General features: G+C 72.4%; 18 protein-coding genes. 6 read left to right on the top strand and 12 right to left on the bottom strand.

Features of this window, described 5'->3' with window-relative positions:
* Positions 1 to 128: 128 nt before the first annotated feature.
* The 4 genes from AB0L74_RS00950 to AB0L74_RS00965 form a co-directional block, all read right to left on the bottom strand.
* Complete coding sequence (locus tag AB0L74_RS00950; protein WP_365643989.1) at positions 129 to 1097, bottom strand: hypothetical protein; 969 nt, start codon at positions 1095 to 1097, stop codon at positions 129 to 131.
* A gap of 112 nt (positions 1098 to 1209) precedes the next feature.
* A complete protein-coding gene (locus tag AB0L74_RS00955) occupies positions 1210 to 2214 on the bottom strand; it encodes an alcohol dehydrogenase catalytic domain-containing protein (protein ID WP_365643992.1) in 1005 nt (334 codons plus the stop codon).
* Positions 2211 to 3374 (bottom strand): mandelate racemase/muconate lactonizing enzyme family protein, encoded by a 1164-nt coding sequence (locus tag AB0L74_RS00960; protein WP_365643994.1) that lies wholly within the window; start codon positions 3372 to 3374, stop codon positions 2211 to 2213. The genes AB0L74_RS00955 and AB0L74_RS00960 overlap by 4 nt, the downstream gene beginning before the upstream one ends.
* 383 nt (positions 3375 to 3757) lie before the next feature.
* Positions 3758 to 4180, bottom strand: coding sequence for an ATP-binding protein (locus AB0L74_RS00965; protein ID WP_365643997.1), 423 nt, complete (start codon positions 4178 to 4180; stop codon positions 3758 to 3760).
* Between the two features lie 156 nt (positions 4181 to 4336).
* Here AB0L74_RS00965 and AB0L74_RS00970 point away from each other — a divergent pair, with 156 nt between their 5' ends.
* Positions 4337 to 4879, top strand: coding sequence for a UTRA domain-containing protein (locus tag AB0L74_RS00970; RefSeq protein ID WP_365644000.1), 543 nt, complete (start codon positions 4337 to 4339; stop codon positions 4877 to 4879).
* A complete protein-coding gene (locus AB0L74_RS00975) occupies positions 4876 to 5634 on the top strand; it encodes a GntR family transcriptional regulator (RefSeq protein WP_365644003.1) in 759 nt (252 codons plus the stop codon). The genes AB0L74_RS00970 and AB0L74_RS00975 overlap by 4 nt, the downstream gene beginning before the upstream one ends.
* A 6-nt stretch (positions 5635 to 5640) precedes the next feature.
* Here the strand turns inward: AB0L74_RS00975 and AB0L74_RS00980 are convergent, their stop codons facing one another.
* Positions 5641 to 6093 carry a MarR family transcriptional regulator gene (locus tag AB0L74_RS00980; protein ID WP_365644006.1) on the bottom strand — a complete coding sequence of 151 codons (453 nt, stop codon included), beginning with the start codon at positions 6091 to 6093 and terminating at the stop codon, positions 5641 to 5643.
* Between the two features lie 112 nt (positions 6094 to 6205).
* Between AB0L74_RS00980 and AB0L74_RS00985 the strand changes: the two genes are divergently transcribed.
* Together AB0L74_RS00985 and AB0L74_RS00990 are read left to right on the top strand one after the other, a co-directional pair.
* Entirely contained in the window at positions 6206 to 7228 is a 1023-nt protein-coding gene (locus tag AB0L74_RS00985; protein ID WP_365644009.1) for an NADP-dependent oxidoreductase, read from the top strand.
* Positions 7229 to 7342: 114 nt separating this feature from the next.
* Positions 7343 to 7762, top strand: a complete 420-nt coding sequence (locus AB0L74_RS00990) for an organic hydroperoxide resistance protein (RefSeq protein ID WP_365644012.1) — start codon at positions 7343 to 7345, stop codon at positions 7760 to 7762.
* 63 nt (positions 7763 to 7825) lie between these two features.
* On the opposite strand, the gene AB0L74_RS00995 is transcribed toward AB0L74_RS00990, so the two are convergent.
* Positions 7826 to 8977 (bottom strand): serine hydrolase domain-containing protein, encoded by a 1152-nt coding sequence (locus tag AB0L74_RS00995; protein WP_365644015.1) that lies wholly within the window; start codon positions 8975 to 8977, stop codon positions 7826 to 7828.
* Positions 8978 to 9096: 119 nt separating this feature from the next.
* On the opposite strand from AB0L74_RS00995, the gene AB0L74_RS01000 reads away from it, so the two are divergent.
* Positions 9097 to 9906, top strand: a complete 810-nt coding sequence (locus AB0L74_RS01000; protein ID WP_365644018.1) for an EI24 domain-containing protein — start codon at positions 9097 to 9099, stop codon at positions 9904 to 9906.
* Between the two features lie 42 nt (positions 9907 to 9948).
* Here AB0L74_RS01000 and AB0L74_RS01005 read toward each other — a convergent pair whose 3' ends face one another.
* The 3 genes from AB0L74_RS01005 to AB0L74_RS01015 form a co-directional block, all read right to left on the bottom strand.
* Positions 9949 to 11199 (bottom strand): pyroglutamyl peptidase, encoded by a 1251-nt coding sequence (locus AB0L74_RS01005; RefSeq protein ID WP_365644020.1) that lies wholly within the window; start codon positions 11197 to 11199, stop codon positions 9949 to 9951.
* A 316-nt stretch (positions 11200 to 11515) separates the two neighbouring features.
* Positions 11516 to 12487: an aldose epimerase family protein gene (locus AB0L74_RS01010; RefSeq protein ID WP_365644023.1), complete on the bottom strand. Its 972-nt coding sequence runs from the start codon at positions 12485 to 12487 to the stop codon at positions 11516 to 11518.
* Positions 12488 to 12501: 14 nt separating this feature from the next.
* Entirely contained in the window at positions 12502 to 13380 is an 879-nt protein-coding gene (locus AB0L74_RS01015; protein ID WP_365644026.1) for an SGNH/GDSL hydrolase family protein, read from the bottom strand.
* A 279-nt stretch (positions 13381 to 13659) separates the two neighbouring features.
* Between AB0L74_RS01015 and AB0L74_RS01020 the strand changes: the two genes are divergently transcribed.
* A complete protein-coding gene (locus AB0L74_RS01020) occupies positions 13660 to 14154 on the top strand; it encodes a DUF3145 domain-containing protein (RefSeq protein WP_365644029.1) in 495 nt (164 codons plus the stop codon).
* 82 nt (positions 14155 to 14236) lie between these two features.
* On the opposite strand, the gene fabF is transcribed toward AB0L74_RS01020, so the two are convergent.
* The 3 genes from fabF to AB0L74_RS01035 form a co-directional block, all read right to left on the bottom strand.
* The gene (gene fabF / locus AB0L74_RS01025) at positions 14237 to 15508 is read right to left on the bottom strand and encodes a beta-ketoacyl-ACP synthase II (RefSeq protein ID WP_365644032.1); all 1272 of its coding nucleotides are present in this window, start codon (positions 15506 to 15508) and stop codon (positions 14237 to 14239) included.
* Between the two features lie 80 nt (positions 15509 to 15588).
* Entirely contained in the window at positions 15589 to 15837 is a 249-nt protein-coding gene (locus AB0L74_RS01030) for an acyl carrier protein (RefSeq protein ID WP_365644035.1), read from the bottom strand.
* A gap of 101 nt (positions 15838 to 15938) precedes the next feature.
* Positions 15939 to 16970, bottom strand: coding sequence for a ketoacyl-ACP synthase III (locus AB0L74_RS01035; RefSeq protein ID WP_365644038.1), 1032 nt, complete (start codon positions 16968 to 16970; stop codon positions 15939 to 15941).
* Positions 16971 to 16979 lie beyond the last annotated feature (9 nt).

A 16979-nucleotide genomic window follows, 5' to 3' on the forward strand; every position in this document is an offset into this window, starting at 1 on the left:
CGGGTGCCGCGAAATGTGCCGGAACGCTGAAGGCGGATCGACCGAAAGCAGGTAGTGCGCGATTCTGCGCGACTGTGTCTACTCTTGAGAAGGGCGTTTCGGGTTTTGGGAAGGGCGTTTCCGGAACGTTATGACGAGATGTCGAACCGGTTGAGCGAGCCGGGCAGCCGCGTGCCGAGCGGGGCCATGTCACCGCCCGCCCCGTGCCGCGCCAGCAGGTCCAGGGCGAGCCGTCCGCGCCGCACCCGCTCCTTCGCGGTGGCCAGCGTCAGCTCCCGCATGTGGTGCCCGTAGGGGTAGATGCCGGGTGCCTTGGCGAGCCCGAACTTCAGGTAGAGCGGCGCCCCGCGCCGGATCAGCTCGGCCACCTCGTACATGCGCACATAGCCGCCGAGGTCGTCCGGCGCCTCGATGTACATGTCCATCGGGGCCGCGGAGACCCGCCGGATCTCCGTGAGGTGATCGAGCGTCAGGTCGCTGGGCACGTTGACCGAGTCGGCGCCGAGCCGCTCGTACACCGCGAACGACGCGGGGTTGACCGGGCCCACCAGCGCCGACACCTTCAGCGTGGTGTCGGCGGGGATGATGCCGGCGGCGCGCGCCCGGTGCAGCGTCCACAGCACGCCCTCGTCGGCCACGAGCAGGCACTTCACGCCCAGCTCGGTCGCCCGGACCGCGTCCTCGACGCACCCGGCCACGGCGTCGTGGCCGCGCGCCCGCAGGCCCGCGCCGCCGGAGTCGGTACGGGTGGAGCCGCCGATGTCCCAGGTGCCGCGCGGGCCGGTGAACAGGCAGAGCTCGATGTCCCGCTCGGCGGTGGCCTCGACCATCTCGGTGATCTCGGCGTCGGTCAGCATCCACACGCCGCTGCCCTGGCTGATGCGGTGGATCGGCACGTCCAGCCGGGAGGACTCCTTCAGGACCACCGCGAGCGCCTCGGGCCCTTCGCAGGAGGGGATCTCGGTGCGCCAGCGGCCACCGCCGGGGAAGGAGTGCGGCGAGGCGTCGGCGGGGTCGGAGGCGGGCGCGGCCAGGCCGAGGGCGGCGAGCGCGGGCTCACCCGGCTTGCGGGCTGCCGGGGTGGAAGGGTCGGTCACAAGCTGTCCTTAGTGTTCGGTATATCGGACGAAGTTCGCGGCTCATGGTGCGCGGGGGCTTGGTGGTACGCCGGTACGGGGGCCGTCAGGTCACCCCCGTACCGGCGTACGCCTAGGGGTGGAGCAGAACCTTGCCCACCTTCGGATCGCCGGAACCCACCAGCTCCAGAGCGCGGGAGAACTCGGCGAGTTGCAGCTCGTGCGTCACCAGCGGCAGCGGGTCCAGCAGCCCGGCGCCGAAGACCCGCACCGTGTGCGCCCAGGCGTCCGGCGGCGCCCCGAAGACGGTGTGCACCTCCAGCTGCCGTACGACCAGGTCGGTCGGGTCGAGGCCGGCGGCGCCCGGCGCCGGGATGCCCGTCAGCACCAGGCGGCCGCCGCGCCGCAGCAGCCCGGCGGAGGTGCGGGCCGCGTCGGCCGACCCCGCCGTCTCGATGACGACGTCGAAGTCGCCGGGGAGCTCCTGGTCCTTGGTGCGGAAACCGGTCGCGCCGAACCGCCGGGACAGCGCCTCCCGGTCGGGACGGCTCCCGACCACCAGCAGCTCGGCCGGGGAGCCCGCGGCGAGGAACTGCACGGCGAACATGCCGAGCGTGCCCGTGCCGACGACGGCGACCCGCTCGCCCGGACGCGCGTTCGCCTTCAGCGCGGCGGCGGCGATGCAGGCGGCCGGCTCCAGGAGGGCGGCGGCGGTGAGGTCCGCACCGTCCGGCAGGGGGTGCAGGAGACGGGCCGGGAGGGTGAGGGTGGGCGCCATGGCGCCCGGCTCGGTGAAGCCCGTCTCCGCGTACCCCGCCGTGCACAGGGTCGTCTCGCCCGCGTGGCAGCGGTCGCAGACCTGGCAGTTGCGGAACCCCTCGCCGACGACCTTGCGGCCGGCCAGGGACTCGGGGACGCCCGCGCCGACCCGCTCCACGGTCCCGGACCACTCGTGGCCGGGCGTGAGCGGGTAACGGACGTACCCTTCCGGACGGTTGCCCTGGTAGACCTCGCGGTCGCTGCCGCAGACGCCGACGGAGTGGACGCGGACCAGCGCCTCGCCGGGGCCGGGGTCGCGGGGCTCGTGCGCCACCAGACGGTGCCGCCCCGGCGCCTCCACGACGACGGCGGTGCTCACTGGGCGTCCTTCGGGTTCCGCTTCTCCCAGCCCTCGGCCCACAGGTCGAAGTGCGCCCGCTGCTGCGGGAACTCGGCGGCGGCGTCGACGTCCAGCTCGACCCCGAGACCCGGGGCGTCGGAGAGGTGGAAGCAGCCGTCCTCCGGGTTCACCTGCGGCGCTCCCTTGACCACCTTCTTGATCTCCGCGTCCGCGAAGTCGTTGAAGTGCTCCAGGATCTTGAAGTTCGGCGAGGTGAAGCCGACCTGGAGGCTCGCGGCGGTGAGGACGGAGCCGCCCACGTTGTGCGGGGCCACGAGCATGTAGTGGGTCTCGGCGGTGGCGGCCAGCTTGCGCGTCTCCCAGATGCCGCCGATGTGGCCGACGTCCGGCTGGATGATGTCCACGGACTGGTCGTCGAAGAGCTCGCGGAACTCGATGCGGTCGTGGATGCGCTCACCGGTGGCGACCGGCATGTCCACCTTCTCGGCGACCTTCCTCAGCGCCTTGAGGTTCTCCGGCGGCACCGGCTCCTCCAGCCAGGCCGGCTTGAACGGCGCCATCTCCTTGGCCAGCCGCACCGCGGTGGCCGGCGAGAAGCGGCCGTGCATCTCCAGCATCAGCTCGGCGTCGGGGCCGATGGCGTCGCGGACGGCCTCGATGAGGGAGACGGCGTACCGGGTCTCCTGGTGGTCGAGCTCGAAGTGGCCGGTGCCGAAGGGGTCGATCTTGAGCGCCTTGTAACCGCGCTCCATGACCCCCCGGGCGGCCTTGTGGTACGCCTCCGGCGTCCGCTCCGTGGTGTACCAGCCGTTGGCGTACGCCTTGACCTTGTCGGTGACCTTGCCGCCCAGCAGCTGCCAGACGGGAACGCCGAGGGCCTTGCCCTTGATGTCCCAGCAGGCCATCTCCACGACGGCGATGCCGGACATCACGATCTCGCCGGCGCGCCCGTAGTCGCCGTACTTCATCCGCTTCACGAGGTCCTCGACAGCGAACGGGTCGGAGCCGAGAATGTGGTTGGTCTCGGCCTCCTTGAGGTAGCCGAGCAGGGCGTCGGTGTGCCCCAGCATCCGGGTCTCGCCGACTCCCGTGATCCCCTCGTCGGTGTGCACCTGAACGTAGGTCAGGTTGCGCCACGGCGTTCCGACCACATGCGTGCTGATTCCGGTGATGCGCACGGCTGTTGCCCCTCGCTGTGTTCGATATTTCGGCACTCGTTCGAAATGCTGGCGAGACAGTAAGGAAGGGCCGGGCGGGGTGTCAATGGGGTGGGGCCATAACGGTTGCGGCAAGTTTCCACGGCGCGGAGGCGGCGGATCTCCCGCACGAACTTCACAGCGGGATGGGGAACGTCACCGGCGCGGACTCAGGTCTCCCGGCACGCTGCCGTTCGCCCCCGGCCGGGGAACCGGCCGGGGGCGAACGGGCCCGGCGGTGACGGGGAGCGGGGGCACCTCGCACCGCCGCTGGACCCTCTTCGCCGCCGCGGTATTCGCGGACCGTCCCCGTGCGGGCCGTCCCCGGTCTCTGACTGAGAAGTCCAGGCAGACCCGTCCGTGCGTCAGCAGGCAGCCTCCCCGGCACACTCGGACGGCGACACGGTCTTGAAAACCACCCAGACACTCTTGCCGACGACGTCCGGTGTGACCCCCATGTCGTCGGCAACCTCCCGGGCCAGGCGCAGGCCGCGTCCGGAGCACGCCTCCAAGTCGGCCTCCGGGGGATCGATGCCGGGATGCCGGTCGCCGCTGTCACGCACCGCGAGGCGGATCGTCGAGCCGTCGAGCGTGAGGCTAACGCAGTACTCCCTGCCGGGCGGTGCTCCGTGGAGGAGCGCGTTGGTGGCCAACTCCGAGACACAGAGTGTCACGTCGTCCAGCCGATCGGTGTGACCCCAGTCCGTCAGAACCTGACGAACGAAGACACGGGCGTCGCGCACCGAGGCGCGCGAGCGCGGGAATCGATGGTTCCGCGACAAGGGCACGAGGGGCCACCTCCGGGAGTTGGAGTGTCCGACGAGACCCAACCTTTTCGCTTTTCGCGAAAGGCAGCTAGGTGACAGGATGGTGAGGAACACATGGGCGAAATCGCCTAACGTTGGCCCCCGATGGGCGCAAGTGCCGGCCGCGAGGAGAGCTTTGTGAGTGCGAGTAGCTGGGTCAGCACGTCTCTTCCGTATCTCACGCCGCAGGAGAAGGGGCGCGGTGACGCCTGGGCTGCCGAGGCCGAGGCGCAGGGCCGCCGGGGAACCCAGAGCATCCTGCATGCCGGCGAGGTGCCCGCCCCCGCCGAGGTCGCGAACCTGCTCGGTATCGCCGAAGGAGAGCCGGTCGTCGTGCGCCGGCGCCTGATCCTCCTCGACGAGCGGCCGAACGAGCTGACCGACACGTACTACCCGCTGGCCGTAGCCCAAGGCACCGCCCTGGCCCGGACCGCCAAGATCCGCGGTGGTGCCGTCACCCTGCTCGCTGAACTCGGCCACGTCGGCGTACTGGTGCGCGAGGACGTCACGGCCGCGATGCCGGACGAGGAGGAGCGCCGGACCCTGAAGACCGCCCCTGACGAGCCGGTCCTGCGGCTCACCCGGCTGACGGTCGACCGTGAGGATCGCCCGATCCAGGTGGATCGTATGGTGATGCCTGCCCTGCGGCAAAGGCTGCGCTACCAGATCGAGATCGGATGACCGTGCCCGAGGCAGAAAAGGAAAGCGCCGACCGTCGCTCCCTCCACGAGCGCATCGCCGCCGATCTGCGCGACGACATCATGAGCGGCGAACTGGCACCAGGTGCGAGCCTTCCCTCGACGGCGCGACTCAAGGAGCGGTTCGACGCGTCGAACGCCACGGTGCAGAAAGCGTTGCAGCTCCTCAAGGAGGAGGGTCTCGCGGTCGGTAGGGCGGGAGCCTCCGTCACGGTCCGCGAGCACCGCCAGCGCACGGTTTCGCCAGCCGCGCTGACGACTGCCGACCGTTGGCTCGCGGAGGCCGCCAAGTACGGCACCCACGCCCGCAGTGTCCTCCGCAACGTCGCGGAGGTCCGCCCGCCGGCCGACGTCCGCGCCGCCTTCAGTCTCCCTCTGAACGGCACGGCACTGCTGCGCAGTCAGATTCTCGTGATCGACGACGAACCCGCGGAACTCGTCGACTGCTACTACCCGCTGGACATCGCCCGGGGCACGGCGCTCATGGAGCGGCGCCGGATCAAGGGCGGTGCACCCGCGCTGCTGGCGGAACTGGGTCACCCCGCGCGCCGCAGCGTGGACCGGGTCTCCGCGCGGATTCCGACCCAGGAGCAGTATCAGGCCCTCCGCCTCACCGGCAGTACGCCGGTCCTGCGCACCTTCCGGGTGGTCCACGGCGACGGTGGCAGGCCAGTCGAGGTGACGGTCATGGTGAAGGCCGGGCACCTCTACGAGTTGCGGTACGAGTTCGAAGCGTGATGAGGGTCAGCTCAGCGTCGGGCCCTCCGTGAGCATCCTCCGCAGCGCGTTCCGCAGGGCGACCCGTTCCGCCTCCGACAGCCCGGCCAGGGGTTCCCGGGCGAACCGCAGGGAATCCCGCAGGTCGCGCGCCACCCGGCGGCCCTCGGCCGTCGCCGCCGCCACCTTCACCCGCCGGTCTCCGGGGTCCGGCCGCCGCTCCACCAGGCCCCGCGCCTCCAGCCGGTCCACGATCCCGGTCACGTTCGACGGTTCGCAGCGCAGCCGCTTGGCCAGCCTGCGCATCGGCAGGGGCTCCAGAGTCAGGAGAGTCAGCAGCCGGGCCTGCGCGCCCGTGAGCGCGTGCTGGGCGGCGGCCTCCTCGTAGTCGGCGTGGAAGCGGGTCACGGCCTCGCCTATGAGTTCGACGACCTCGAGCGTCAGGGCGTCTGGACGGGGGGAGGGGTGTGACGTGGCCATGGTTTCAGGGTACCCACTTGTTTGACAACCTGAAATGTTCAGTCGCATGGTTGTTTCAGGTAGTGAAGTACTTCGTCCCGAGCACTCAAGGACCCGAGGAAAGGTGCCCCCCATGGCCGACTCCCCCGCTCTCCCCGCCGTCAACCGCGAATGGCACCTGCTGAGCCGGCCGGTCGGCTGGCCCAAGCCCGAGGACTTCGCCCTGGTCGAGGCGGAGATGCCGGTACCGGGCGAGGGGCAGGTGCTGGTGCGCAACCGGTACCTGTCGGTCGACCCGTACATGCGTGGCCGCATGAGCGCCGCCAAGTCCTATGTCGCCCCCTTCGAGCTGGGCAAGGTCATGCAGGGCGGCGCGGTCGGCGAGGTCGTCGCCTCCAACGCCGAGGGCATCTCCGTCGGCGACCACGTCCTGCACTTCTTCGGCTGGCGCGAGTACGCCGCCGTGGACGCCCGGCACGCGGTCAAGGTGGACCCCGAGGCCGCGCCGCTGTCGACGTACCTCGGTGTGCTGGGCATGACGGGGCTGACCGCCTACGCGGGCCTGCTGCGCACCGCCGCCTTCAAGGAGGGCGACGCGGTCTTCGTCTCCGGCGCCGCCGGGGCCGTGGGCAGCCAGGTCGGGCAGATCGCCAAGCTGAAGGGCGCCTCCCGGGTCATCGGGTCCGCCGGTTCGGCGGAGAAGGTCAAGCTCCTGGTCGAGGAGTACGGGTTCGACGCCGCGTTCAACTACAAGGACGGGCCGGTGGGCGAGCAGCTGCGGGCCGCCGCCCCCGACGGCATCGACGTGTACTTCGACAACGTGGGCGGTGACCACCTGGAGGCCGCCATCGGATCGCTCAACCAGGGCGGCCGCGTCGCCGTCTGCGGGATGATCTCCGTCTACAACAACACCGAGCCCGCCCCGGGGCCGAAGAACCTCGCGCGGCTCATCCAGACCCGCGGCCGGATCGAGGGCTTCCTCGTCGGCGACCACTACGACCTCCAGCCGCAGTTCGTGCAGGAGGTCGGCCCGTGGGTCCGGGAGGGGCGGCTGAAGTACCGCGAGACGGTCGTCGAGGGCATCGAGAACAACCTGGAGGCGTTCCTCGGCGTCCTGCGCGGTGACAACATCGGGAAGATGGTCGTCAAGCTCTGACGGCCGCCCGCTCCGACAGCCCTTCACCGAATTTCCGGCATGCGGTAACTTCTTTCCAGAATCTGTCGCGATCGTGGGCGCGAGTCGCGGCGTACCGAGGAGGAAGACAACCGCATGCCGATTCAGCAGTCCGACGTCCTGTACACCGCCGTCGCCACCGCCGAGAACGGCCGTGACGGCCGCGTGGCCACCGACGACGGCAAGCTCGACGTCGTCGTGAACCCGCCCAAGGAGATGGGCGGCAGCGGCGCCGGCACCAACCCGGAGCAGCTGTTCGCCGCCGGGTACAGCGCCTGCTTCCAGGGCGCGCTCGGCGTGGTCGCCCGCGAGGAGGGCGTCGACGTGTCCGGCTCGACCGTCACCGCCAAGGTCGGGATCGGCAAGAACGACGACGGGTTCGGCATCATCGTCGAGATCTCCGCGAACATCCCGGGTGTGGACGCCCAGGCCGCCAAGGCGCTCGTCGAGAAGGCCCACCAGGTGTGCCCGTACTCCAAGGCCACCCGCGGCAACATCACCGTGACGCTCGCCTGACCTCGGTCGTTGGCCACGGCGGAGGCCGCACCCTTGGACGTGGGGTGCGGCCTCCGCTCGCTCTCAGCGGGCCAGGGCGGCCCGGTGCACGGCCGCCGCGAGGCGGTTGTTCTCCGGAGCCGCGCCGCCCGGGAAGGCGCACCGGCGCCGCGTGTAGCCGTAGGCGAGCCCGCTGCGCGGGTCCGCGAAGGCCTGGCAGCCGCCCGCGCCGCTGTGCCCGAACGCCCCGGCGCCGAGGAACGGGTGCGCGCTGTCGGCCGTCGCCTGGAAACCCAGGCCGTACGACTTGTGGGCACGGGCCACCAGGTCGTAGCCGGCCGAGTGGATCCGTCCGACCTCCGCCACGGTGTCCCGCTTCAGCAGCGGCGCCCTGCCGTCCAGCTCGCTGATGGCCGCCGCGTACAGCCCGGCCAGCCCCCGCGCCGACGCCACGCCGCCCACCGACGCCGGGCCCTGGGCGCGCACCACGGGTTCGTTGGGGAGGGTTTCCAGGTCGGTCGGGCGGGCCGCGTGGCGGTTGAACGCGATCGCGGCCAGGGTGTGCGGGCCGGCCGGCTGGGCGTCGAGCACCGCCCGCTGCTCCGGGGTGGGCGCCATGCGCTGGGCGGTGCGGAAGCGGGCGTCCAGGGCGGACGGCAGGCCCAGGTGGAAGTCCAGGTTGTAGGGGGCGCGGACGCGCTCCTCGTAGAGCTCGTGGAGCGTGCGGCCGGTGGCGCGGCGCACCACCTCGCCCGTGAGGGCGCCGATCACCAGGGCGTGATAGCCGAAGGCCGCGCCGGGGTGCCAGAACGGGCGCTGCCCGGCGAGCCGTTCGGCGATCGCCCGGTCGTCGGCCAGCTCCTCCAGGGTGAAGCCGTCGTCCGCGCCGATCAGCCCCGCGCGGTGCGCCAGCAGGTCGCGCAGGGTCAGCGCGCCCTTGCCCTCGGCCGCGAACCGCGGCCAGTAGAAGGCCACTTCGCGGTCCAGCTCCAGCGTGCCGTCCTGGACCAGCAGCGCGACCACCAGATGGGCGGCGCCCTTGGTGGCGGAGTACACGCCGTACAGCGCATCGGCGTCCGCGCCGTCCCCGGTCCACAGGTCGACGACCTTGCGGCCGTGCACATAGGCGCACAACTGGCCCTCGTAGTCGGGCCGTTCACCGGCCACGAACGCGGCGAACTCCTCCCGCACCCCCTCGAAGCCGTCGGCGACGGTGCCGTGGATCTCCTGCGTCATCCGCTTCCCTCCCCAGTCTCCGGGACCTCCGCAGATCGTACGGCGCACCGACACCTGTGCGACCAGTCGTCATGGGAGCCGGGACCCGCGGGGGCCGCCGCGGCCGATAGAGTGCGGCCATGCGCGATCTTGGGGCGGGGTTCCGGTACCTCCTGGAGGGCCAGCGCTGGGTGGCCCGTCACGGCAAGAGCTACGGCTTCGGACTGCTCCCGGGCCTGATCACCCTGGTGCTGTACGCGGCGGCGCTGGTCGCGCTGGCGCTGTGGGGCGAGTCCGCCGTGACCTGGGCGACCCCCTTCGCCGACGATTGGGCGAGCCCCTGGGCCGGGCTGTTCCGCGGCTTCCTCACCGCCGTGCTGTTCGCGCTCGCGCTGCTGCTCGCCGTGCTCACCTTCACGGCCGTCACCCTGCTGATCGGCCAGCCCTTCTACGAGAGCCTCTCCGAGCAGGTCGACCGCGACCTGTCCCCGGACGGCACCGCACCCGAGTCGGGCCTGCCGCTCTGGCGCGAGCTGTGGATCTCGGCCCGGGACAGCCTGCGGATCGTGGTGCGGGCCGCGGTGTGGGGCGTGCTGCTGTTCGCCCTCGGGTTCATCCCGGTGGCGGGCCAGACCGTCGTACCGGTGATCGGGTTCTTCGTCACCGGCTTCTTCCTCACCGAGGAACTCGCCGCCGTCGCCCTCCAGCGCCGCGGCGTCGAACTGCGCGACCGGCTCGCCCTGCTCCGCTCCCGCAAGACGCTGGTCTGGGGCTTCGGCACGCCGCTGGGCCTGGCCTTCCTCGTCCCGTTCGTCGCGGTGTTCCTGATGCCGGGCGCGGTCGCGGGCGCCACCCTCCTCGCCCGTGAGCTGCGCGGCGAGGAGAGCCGCGACCGCGCCGACGACCTCGCCGCAGCGCTGCGGGCGGACGACGACGGCGCCCGGCCGTGACCGGGGCGCCCGCCGGAGCCACCGTCCCGGACGGGCGCGGCGTCAGTCCCGCGCCCGCCGCGCCGCCTCCAGCGCCACGGTCACGATCGCGCGCACCTGCGCGATGATGGCGAGCCGCTCGCGCACGAACTCCGGGTCGGTGACCTCGGTGGTGTTGCCGGCGCCGAACCGGAGCACCGGTGTGTGCACATGCCCGCCCGGCAGCGTGCGCCGCAGTCCCAGCCGGTCCCGCAGCAGCGTCGCCCGGTAGGCGATCTCGTTGGACAGGTAGTTCCCGCCGCCCCCGGCCCGGGCCGTCGAGCCGGGAGTCGGCCCGTCCGGCCGGACCACGGGCTCGGTGCCCCCCGCCGGGATCTCGGTGACGGCCGTGTTGTCGTACACCGGGAAGGGCCCGGTGTCCGCCGCCGTGATCTCCCGGTACGGCAGGGTGGTCGACGTCCACTGCGGCGGGGTGCCGGGACCGGCGACCGGCACGGTCTCCGTGCGGGCGGCGTCGTCGTTGTCCGGGAACCCGCCCCGCCAGGCCCCGTTGGTCCGCTCGATGTCGAACCGCCCGACACGGCCCTGGCTCACCGTCGCGAACAGGTCGGCCTCCGGCAGCCGCGCCCGCAGCGCCCGCTCCACCACGCCGTCCGTGAAGTCCCGCCAGCGCACCGGGAACACGGCCGTCTCCACCCGCGCCGGGCCGTCCGCCGTCTCGATCACCGTGCCGTCCAGGGCGAGCGCGGCGGCGCCGGACGGGTTGGAGATACGGATGTCCCGGTCCAGGGTGAACGGGTCGAAGCCGGTGACCAGGACGCGCTTGAGGCCCTCGCCGCGGGGGTGGCGCGGACCGGTCTGGCCGCGCGAGGTGCGCTCCAGAGCGTCGAGGAGCCGGTCCCGCCGCGGCCCGGTGAGCGCGAACCCCGGCTGCCAGGTGCGCAGCTGACGGGTCATGGCCAGCCGCGCCCAGTACAGCGGCCGGTCGTCGTCCCGGCTGAGGTCGCCGCCCGCCGGGCCCCGCCCCTGCGCCCGGTTCACCGCCCGCCGCCACAGCGCCGTGCCCTCGCGCAGGACGGCCCGCCGCGCCTCCGCGTAGGACCGCGCCCGGTCCAGCGACCGGGCGAAGGCGGCGGCACGGCGGTCGAAACCGGACCGCCGCAGGATCTCCTGGGGCACGGCCCGCTCCAGCCGCCGCTCCTCGACGGTGGGGGAGGGGGCCGCCGCGGCCGCCGGGGCCGCCGGCGCCGGGGCCGTGAACCCCGCCGCCAGGACCAGGGCGAGGACACCTGTGCGGACACGTAGGGAGGGCAAGGCGGTTCGGGTCCTTCCGTCGCCGTGGGACGCAGCCGGACCACGGCAGTATCCCGTGACGCGAGCGGCGTTGGCCATGGCGCGTGCCCCGCGGGACCGGCGGCGGGCGGCCACCGGCGAGGGGGAGGGGAGACGGGACGACCGGTCCGTGACGGTGTGTGAAGGCTTCGTACGGACTCCGGGCGGGCCGCGCGATCCGGGGCCGCGGACCCGCCGTGACGGCTAACGTCTGACCCGGGACCCCCCTCCCCCCACGCCGGCGGCCCCGGCCCGGGACCTGACGGCCGGGCCGGGGCCCACGGTGCCCGGCGGACGCTCAGCGGACGCCGAAGCCGTACACCGTCGTGGAGCGGAACACCTCACCCGGCCGCAGCACCGCGCTCGGGAACTCCGGCCGGTTCGGGGAGTCGGGAAAGCGCTGCGTCTCCAGCGCGACACCGGCCCCGGGCGCGAACGGCTCGCCCAGATGGTCCCCGGTGTAGAGCTGGAGTCCCGGTTCGGTGGTCGCCACGGTCAGCACCCGCCCGGACGCCGGGGCGTACAGCTCGGCGACCTCCACGGGCGTGTCCGTCACGCCCTTGTCCAGCGCGAAGTTGTGGTCGTAGCCCGCCCCGGCCGGGCGCGCCCGGCGGAAGTCGAAACGGGTCCCGGCCACGTCCTCCAGCGCCCCCGTCGGGATGAGGTCCGCGTCCACCGGGGTGTACCGGGAGGCCGCCAGCCGCAGTTCGTGGCCGCCCGCGGCACCGGGCCCGTCCAGCCGGAAGTAGCTGTGGTTGGTCAGGCTCACCACGGTCGGCGCGTCGGTGACCGCCTCGTAGGCGATCCGCAGCGCACCCGACTCGTCGAGCGTGTACGTCGCCGAGACCTCCAGGCGCCCCGGGAAGCCCTCCTCGCCGTCCGGGCTGACCCGGGACAGGCGGATGCCGTGATCGACCGGGGTGACGTCCCACACGCGCTTGTCGAAACCGCGTTCGCCGCCGTGCAGACAGTTCGGCCCGTTGTTCCGGACGAGCGGGTACGTCCGCCCGTCCAGGGTGAACCGGCCGCCCGCGATCCGGTTGGCGTACCGGCCCACTAGGGCTCCCGCGTACGGCTCCGGACGCGCCAGATAGCCGTCCAGGTCCGCGAAGCCCAGCACCACGTCGGCACGCCGCCCGTCGCGGCCGGGAACCTCGGCCGACTGCACGATCCCGCCGTACGACAGGACGCGGACCCGGACGCCCGCGCGCTCCAGGGTCCAGCGGTGGACGGGGGTGCCGTCGGGAAGTGTGCCGAAACGTTCGTTCATGTGCGGAACCCTAGTCACGGCCGCTCGGCCGTGACCGCCCGGTAAGCGATCTCCGCCAGCCGGGCCTGACCGTTCACGCTCGGATGGAACCAGTCCCAGTGGCTCAACTGCCGGGGGCCGAAGCGGAACGCGTGCACCGCCCCGCCGTCGCCGCGGCACAGCCGGTCCGCGGCGCAGACCTCCCGCAGGACCGCGTTGTAGTCCGCCACCCGCCGCTCCACCGTTGCCCGGCGCTCGGTCGCCGCCGCGTCCAGGGCATCCGCGTCCGCCAGCATCGAGGGGCAGATGCCCAGCCGCCACACCCGCTTGCCCAGCGGGTTGGTGCGCCCCTGCGACCACAGCCGCTTCAGATCGGGGACGCTCGCCACGTACACCTGAGTCTTGGGCAGGGCCTTGCGCAACGTGCGCATCGCCTCCTCGAACCCGGCCCGGAAGTCGGCCACCGGGGTCATCGCCGCCACCGAGGCCCGGCAGGCGTCGTTCGCCCCCACCATCACCGTCACCAGTTCCGGTCTGTGCGCGGCCGCCCGGGCCATCTGGCCGGGCAGGTCCGCCATGCGGGCCCCGGTGACCGCGTAGTTCCAGCTCCGCCCGGCCGCCTTCGCCTTCCCCAGCAGGCGTACGGCGAGACTGTCCACCTCGGGGCTGCTGCCCGTCGCCCAGGACACCTCCGGGCAGTCCGACAGGACCGTGCAGGCGTCGAAGCCGCGGGTGATGGAGTCGCCCACCGCGGCGATCGAACCGGGGCTCGGGTCCCAGACCGGGGCCGGGCGGGTCTGCCGCGCCTTCGGTGCGGCGGAGCCGCCCCCGGCCGTGTCACAGCCCGCGGCGCCCAGCACGGCCGCGGCCAGCGCGGCGAGAACGGCCCGTGAGCGGCGGTGTCGGCTGCGCATCCCCCGGCCCTTCCCGGAGCCGTGTCCCCGGCCCCTCGCTCGTTCCTCCATGCCCCGCACAACCGATGAAAGCCCGTCAGGGTTCCCGGCGGCGGCGATGCGACGGCTCACACCCGTACAAGCGTCCTACCGGGTGAATAGCCGATGATTCCCGGCACCGGGACCGACGGTACGTCACACTCCTTGCGTCGCCGCACGGTAGCCTCGCCCTCAACGTGACCCTGCCGGTCACGGCCGTTCCGCCCGTTCCGAGATGTCCCGCTCTGCCCGGAGGTTCCGGTGACGACACGTGGAGTTCTGTACGTGCACTCCGCGCCGCGCGCGCTCTGCCCGCACGTCGAGTGGGCCGTCGCCGGTGTGCTCGGCACCCGGGTCAGCCTCGACTGGACCCGCCAGCCCGCCGCCCCCGGCACCCTGCGCTCGGAGTTCTCCTGGCAGGGCCAGGCCGGCACCGCGTCCAAGCTGGCCTCCGCGCTGCGCGGCTGGCACCTGCTGCGCTTCGAGGTGACCGCCGAACCCAGCTCCACCGCCGAGGGCGAACGTTACAGCTGTACACCCGATCTCGGTATCTTCCACGCCGTCACCGGCATCCACGGCGACATCCTGATCCCGGAGGACCGGCTGCGCGCCGCCCTCGCCCGCTCCCAGCGCGGCGAGGCCGATCTGGAGGCCGAGCTGGCCAAGCTGCTCGGCAAGCCGTGGGACGACGAACTGGAGCCGTTCCGGTACGCGGGCGAGGGCGCGCCGGTGCGCTGGCTGCACCAGGTGGTGTGATCCGGATCCGGACACACGTGAGGGGCCCCCACCGGCCGGTGGGGGCCCCTCACGCACGCTCAGGCGCGTGACCGGCGCGTGATCAGACCGTGCGGAAGGCCAGCACCACGTTGTGCCCGCCGAAGCCGAACGAGTCGTTCAGCGCGGCGATACGGCCCTCGGCGGGCAGCTTGCGGGCCTGGTCGCGGACGATGTCGGCGTTGGCCTCGGCCTCGGGGTCGAGGTTCTCGATGTTGATGGTCGGCGGGGCCACCCGGTGGTACAGGGCGAGCACCGTCGCGACGGACTCCACGCCGCCCGCGCCGCCGAGCAGATGACCCGTCATCGACTTGGTCGCGGAGACCGCGATGTGGTCGGCGTGGTCGCCGAAGACCTTGCGCAGCGCCTTCAGTTCGGCGATGTCACCGGCCGGCGTCGAGGTGGCGTGCGCGTTGACGTGCACGATCTCGGCCGGGTCCAGGTCGGTGCGGTCCAGCAGGCTGTGCAGGGCGTGCGCGATGCCGCGGCCCTCCGGCTCCGGCTGCACGATGTCGTGACTGTCGGCGGAGATGCCCTGGCCGACCGCCTCCGCGTAGACCCGGGCACCGCGCGCGGCGGCGTGCTCGGCCGACTCCAGGACGATCACGCCGGCGCCCTCGCCGAGGACGAAACCGTCACGGGCGACGTCGAAGGGGCGCGAGGCGCCCTGCGGGTCGTCGTTGTTCTTGGACATCGCCATCATGTTGCCGAACGCGGCGATGGGCAGCGGGTGGATCGCCGCCTCCGTACCGCCGGCGACGACGACGTCGGCGCGGCCGGTGCGGATCATCTCGATGGCGTAGCCGATGGCCTCGGCGCCCGAGGCGCAGGCGGAGACCGGGGTGTGCACGCCCGCCCGGGCCCCCACGGCCAGCCCCACATTGGCCGACGGGCCGTTGGGCATCAGCATGGGAACGGTGTGCGGGGAGACGCGGCGGACGCCCTTCTCCTTCAGCACGTCGTACTGGTCCAGCAGGGTCGTCACGCCGCCGATGCCGGAGGCGATGACCGCGCCGAGCCGGTCGGGGTCGATGTCGGCGCCCTCACCGGCCTTCGCCTCGAAGCCGGCGTCGGCCCAGGCTTCCTTGGCCGCGATCAGCGCGAACTGGGCCGAGCGGTCCAGACGGCGGGCCTGCGGACGCGGGATGACCTCGGCCGGCTCCACGGCGACCGGGGCCGCGATGCGGACCGCCTGCTCGGCGGCCCACTCCTGCTCCAGGGGCTTGGCGCCGGAACGACCGGCGACCAGGCCCTCCCAGGTGGAGGCTGCGTCGCCACCCAGCGGTGTGGTTGCGCCGATACCGGTGACGACCACGGTGCGATTGGTCGGGCTCACGGGAATTCTCTCTCCAACGTTGACGAGGATCAGCGGCGCCACCGCCGGGTGGCGGGGCCGGGGCACCGGCCCAGGCAGGCTCAGGCCTGGTGCTTGAGGATGTACTCGGTCGCGTCGCCGACCGTCTTGAGGTTCTTGACGTCCTCGTCCGGGATCTTGACGTCGAAGCGCTCTTCGGCGGCGACGACGACCTCGACCATGGACAGCGAGTCGACGTCCAGGTCGTCGGTGAAGGACTTGTCCAGCTGGACGTCCTCAACCGGGATGCCGGCGATCTCGTTCACGATCTCCGCGAGACCGGCGACGATCTCTTTCTGAGTGGCGGCCATGGTGGCGCTCCTTCGTTGTGTTCAGAGGTTGTGGCGCCCGCCGCGTCAGCGGCAGGGGGCTGTTGCCCGCACCGGACCAGGAGGATCCGGTGCGGAAGTGCCTAGGGGAGGGTAACGACCGTTGCGGCGTAGACGAGACCCGCCCCGAAACCGATGACGAGCGCGGTGTCGCCGCTCTTCGCCTCGCCGGTCGCCAGAAGCCGCTCCATCGCGAGCGGAATCGAGGCGGCCGAGGTGTTGCCGGTGGTGCGGACGTCACGGGCGACCGTGACGTGCTCCGGCAGCTTGAGTGTCTTCACCATCGAGTCGATGATCCGCACATTGGCCTGGTGCGGGATGAAGACGTCCAGGTCGTCCGGGGTGATTCCGGCCGCGTCCAGCGCCTGCTGGGCGACCTTCGCCATCTCGAACACGGCCCAGCGGAACACCGCCTGGCCCTCCTGCGTGATCGCAGGAAACTTCACGTTGCCCTCGGCGTCGAGGGGCAGCTCCGAGACGTCGCCGATCCTGAACCGGTCCCACGGCACCGTCTGCTTGATCGTTTCGGCTTTGTCGCCCTCGGAGCCCCAGACGGTCGGGCCGATCGCCGGCTCCTGCGACGGGCCGACCACGACCGCGCCGGCGCCGTCGCCGAAGAGGAAGGCCGTGGCCCGGTCCTCCAGGTCGGTGAGGTCGGAGAGCCGCTCCACGCCGATGACCAGGACGTACTCCGCCGAGCCCTCGACGATCATGCCCTTGGCGAGGGTGAGGCCGTAGCCGAAGCCGGCGCAGCCCGCCGAGATGTCGAAGGCGGCGGCCTTGTCGGTGCCCAGCTTGTCGGCGATCTCCGTGGCGATGGCCGGGGTCTGGCTGAAGTGCGACACGGTGGAGACGACGACGGCGCCGATCTGCGCGGCGTCGATGCCGGCGTCCGCGAGAGCCTTGCCGGAGGCCTCGACGGACATCACCGCGACGGTCTCCTCCGGCGACGCCCAGTGCCGCGTCTCGATGCCGGAGCGGGAGCGGATCCACTCGTCGGAGGAGTCGATCTTCTCCAGGATCACCTCGTTCGGCACCACCCGGGTCGGGCGGTAGCCGCCGACGCCGATGATGCGCGCGTACGGGGCGCCCTTGCTGGGCTTGATCTTCGCCATGGAGGCTCC

It is taken from the genome of Streptomyces sp. NPDC052020 (assembly GCF_040680575.1).
Classification (GTDB): domain Bacteria; phylum Actinomycetota; class Actinomycetes; order Streptomycetales; family Streptomycetaceae; genus Streptomyces.